Source organism: Methanoregula sp. (assembly GCF_002835825.1).
Taxonomy (GTDB): domain Archaea; phylum Halobacteriota; class Methanomicrobia; order Methanomicrobiales; family Methanospirillaceae; genus Methanoregula.
The window spans coordinates 1-3,877 of record NZ_PIZH01000220.1 but is presented as its reverse complement, the minus strand read 5'-3'; the positions used below and the strand labels follow the sequence as shown (position 1 = coordinate 3,877).

The window sequence follows — 3,877 nt, the reverse complement described above, 5'->3', positions numbered from 1 at the left end:
CTGGGACGAGAAATGGAAACCCGGTTCAAGGAGCCTGCCACGGAGGAGGGTTCCGTCAAGACAGAGGTCCGCTGCACCATTCCCCCGGTGGGCGATCGCCACGGGACGCATGGGATCCAGGGCAAGTTTCACCCGGTGACTGCCCATGGCAAAGAACACTGCACCGCCTCCCCCGGCCCCGGGGCCTGCTGCGGAACGGGCTGTGTACCGTTCCGCCGGTTCACCGGTCAGGTGCACGGACCCCGCTTCGAGGAGCCGGGATTTCAGGTCTTTCCACTGCATAGTTCCAGCGCCTCCTCGTAGTCAGTGAAAAACGGGATTGCCGCAACTGCCCCGACAATCCCCCGGCCGTTCATGACAATCCGCAGGTCCGGATCCTTTATCGATTCCAGGAGTCCGGCCTCAACCTCGCCACGCTTGACCTTACGCCCGTACTCGAGCAGTTCTTTTTTCGGGGTAAACCCGGTATACACCGCCATCCCGGTTTTTTGTGACAGGGTATATTTCTCCAGCAGGGTATGGAAGCGGTCGACCAGGCCATCTAAGTCATTGGTCGCGAACTCGACAACGAGCCCTACACAGTTTTTAGTCCGGTAGGGGACCGGGAAGAGCTGGACGATGGTATGGGAGAGGTAAACGGAGCGTTCGTCGGCAACTGCCCGTGCAATGTTGTGGACAAGGGTCCACGTCGCCCCTTCCTCCGGAGTGTCAGTATCGTCCACACCGATCAGAACCCGTTGCATCCGGGGGAGCCAGAGCGTGGCAGCGGCAATCTTCCCGCCGCCAGCGGGATCGCTCCTGCTCCGGAGGACGCCGGCCGCGTCAGAACGGCAGGCCGCCGCCCCGACGCCACCCCCACCCATGCCGATATAGGTAACCGCGATCTCCGACCCGTCGACAATACAGGATGATATCCCGGCCGGGAATTTCGATCCCTCCAGGGCAAGGTCGACGGTACCGGTCTCCAGCAGGTACCGCATCGTTGCCCCGACAGAGCGGACATCCCGGACAAGGGGACTCTGCGCGTAATGGCGCTTAGACCACATGGCCCCGCCGATACAGTCAAAGAACTCGATCAGTTCCACGGTGCTGTTGGAACCGTCGGCTACTGCAACGATTCGCGGGTAGTGGATGACGTAGGGTTCAGAGATGTTCGCCATAAAGCCCCGCTGCCTCGATACCCCGGTTACCCCAGAGCACCGCACCCAGTGCCCCGATCCTTCCCTTGCTGCCATTCGTGTCGATGAAAGTGATGTCCATTTCCCGTGCCGCAGCTTCTGCATTCTCCACGCTCATGATCTCGGTCTTCACAGCAGCGAAGGAAGGCGAGTCGCGGGAGAACCCGATCCCCCGGTGGTACGCTATCCCGGTATCCTTTGAGAACGTGTTCTTCTCGACAAACGCCCGGACAAATCCGAGCAGTTCGGTTACCTTGTCAGGCCGGACGGCAAAATTCAGGGCCGAACCAACGCAGTTCGTGGTCTTTGTGGGGACCGCCGGATTGAGCTGGATGAGACGCATATTTATGAATTCTACCCCGGGGATCGTGCAGCCACTGGCGCATTTGAGCGCCATCACCCAGGTTGCGCCTTCCGTTTTCGTATCGGTGTCGTCAATGCCGATACAGATCTTCTCGTACCGCGGGGAGACGATCCGGACACGGTTGGTGCGAGCCCCGCCGATCTTCAGGTCCTCTTCGCCAGGGTATTCCGCCCGGATAACACCGGGTGCCTGGGGGAGGCAGGCAGCAACACCGACACCGGCGCCGGCAATACCGGCCCACGATGTGATCACCTCATCGCCCGACACTTCGACTGCTTCGAGCGCCTGCCCGCCGATCTCCCCGGCCGCTGCACCGAAATTCACCGGATGCCGGCCCAGTTTTGCTAAAATCACCATGGACGTTCCTTCAACAGAACAGCTTTGAACCGCACCACCGGCACGCTTCCGGTTCATGGCATCCCATTCAATGGGGCCCCGTGCCCGGCACTGCTCAAGGATCTCGGCCCTGCCGCTCTGCTCATCGACCATAACCAGAAATTTCTGCGAGAAGAGTGGTCCGAACCGTTTCGTGACTTCGTTGGGAGTAAGGGTGATCATGTTATCGCCGAAATTTTCGTTAACAAAATAATCGGCAATAACCCTATATATACAGATCGATCTTTCCCCGTGCAATCTCCCACACAGTATGCATAGTAACAATAGAGCAGGAACCGTGAATTTGCACTATCTTAGTGGAGCAGCATACACATGGCGGGAATGGTGATTTTAGTTGAACAAAAAAAAGAAAAAATCAGAGGACTTTGTGGAGCTCGATCTTGAAAGGTCCGAGCGTGCCGCCAAAGTTGCCGGCCGAGATGAACTTGACACCCGGGACGGTTACTGCGGCCTTGACACCCGCTGCCATTGCTGCTGCAACCGATTTCTCGTCAATACCGTCAATGACGATCTCGTACACCGCCTTGACACCGGCCGGGATCTTGGTGTCTGCAACCTTCTCGCGAAGGGTCGGGCAGTACTTCTCGTTTGTGGATGCGGGCATGAACTTGTACTTCAGGCTGCCGACCTTGGAGCCGCTCGCAACGACACCGCCGGGGAAGCTCGTGATGGTCCCGGCAACGCCGTCGATAGCCTCGACTGCTGCCTGGGCGCCCATGAGGGCTGCCATCTGGTTCTCGCCCATGACAAAGAAGTTCCCGCCTGCAACACCCTTGACAATGCCGAACTCTTCCTCGCCGACATATTCTCCTTCCATGATCGGGATGACCCAGCACTTCCTGCCGCCGACTTCCTTCTGGTACTCGTGGCCGTCTCCGAAGAAGTGGAGCTTGACGGGGATCTTCTCCTCGGCATTCGTGATGCCATTGAAGACAGCGGTCGTGGGTGCCGTCAGGACGCATTCTGCAAGGCGCTCGACGACCTGCTCTTTTAATTTCTTCTTGCTGGCACAGATCAGGATTGCCACGCCAGGGCGTCCGTCGGGCGTCTCGGAACCGTCGAGTTCGCACTCGATACCTGCCTCGCAGGGGCAGCCGATCGCAGATGTTGCAAACCCGGTTGCCTCGGTTGCTGCCTTCCGTGCCCATTCCTTGTTCACTGCAGTGATGATGACCCGGCAGACCCAGGTCGGGAATGCCTCTGCATAGGTATTGTCAATAGTAACGCCGTTGATTTCCATGAGATTACCTCCGGTACCACAAAGGTACTATGATGGTCACTGAATAAAGTTTCTAATTACATTTTTGGGCTGGACATAACAAACGAAAGCGCAGCAATATAACAAGAGATAATCGAAAGAGGTATATTGAAATTAATTAACTGAGGCCTTTTTCCCATTAACATCCGAACCAGGTATTTAAACTAAAATAATACAATCGCCTATAAAACGGGGGTACATCGCCAGTAAATTTCAGAACATTTATCTATCATCTTCTACCACTTTTTGTTAGTCGATTTTAAGAATCGATCTATAGCTGGTGCGTGAAAATCAGAAATGGCATTTGCAGTGCACATAACAAAAAAACATTGTACTAGCTGTAAAATTTGTGTGGTTGCTTGTCCTGGTTTCGCAGGTGAGCTTCATGCAGCAGAATCTGTGCCAACAGATGATGCCTGCAGGGTCGGGAACGGATTTCCGTTTTTCCTGATTTCAGAGGGGAGCTCACACGCCGCATCCGGCGTATGCGTTCAGGCATGCCCACACGGCGGGATCAGAATTGCAGGCCCATGGTATGGAGTACCCGAGGCTGGTAGGCAATAAGAAACAGCGTGAGGGTGAATACATGGCGTTGTTTCTCAAGTTTTCGAAAAAGAAGGATGGGGTAGATGATGTGATGGAGCGGAGGCTTCTTCAGACGACCACCAACGTTATCCTCAA

General features: G+C 55.9%; 3 protein-coding genes and 1 pseudogene. All 4 read right to left on the bottom strand.

Translation table 11 applies throughout. From position 1 onward, the window contains the following. Window positions 1-282: pseudogene (locus CW742_RS08575) on the bottom strand (radical SAM protein); the annotation flags it as partial. Next, entirely contained in the window at window positions 264-1,160 is an 897-nt protein-coding gene (gene mmp11, locus CW742_RS08570; RefSeq protein ID WP_292419158.1) for a methanogenesis marker protein 11, read from the bottom strand. The gene mmp11 and the pseudogene CW742_RS08575, both read right to left, overlap by 19 nt. Further along, window positions 1,144-2,100 carry a tRNA(Ile2) 2-agmatinylcytidine synthetase gene (locus CW742_RS08565; protein WP_292419155.1) on the bottom strand — a complete coding sequence of 319 codons (957 nt, stop codon included), beginning with the start codon at window positions 2,098-2,100 and terminating at the stop codon, window positions 1,144-1,146. The genes mmp11 and CW742_RS08565 overlap by 17 nt, the downstream gene beginning before the upstream one ends. Window positions 2,101-2,293: 193 nt before the next feature. Then, window positions 2,294-3,178: a formylmethanofuran--tetrahydromethanopterin N-formyltransferase gene (fhcD, locus tag CW742_RS08560; protein ID WP_292419152.1), complete on the bottom strand. Its 885-nt coding sequence runs from the start codon at window positions 3,176-3,178 to the stop codon at window positions 2,294-2,296. Between the last annotated feature and the right edge of the window lie 699 nt (window positions 3,179-3,877).

What these genes read in the sequence shown, in the direction of transcription:
- CW742_RS08565 (WP_292419155.1), bottom strand. Translation starts at nt 2,100, where the DNA reads ATGATCACCCTTACTCCCAACGAAGTCACGAAACGGTTCGGACCACTC.
- fhcD (WP_292419152.1), bottom strand. Translation starts at nt 3,178, where the DNA reads ATGGAAATCAACGGCGTTACTATTGACAATACCTATGCAGAGGCATTC.
- mmp11 (WP_292419158.1), bottom strand. Translation starts at nt 1,160, where the DNA reads ATGGCGAACATCTCTGAACCCTACGTCATCCACTACCCGCGAATCGTT.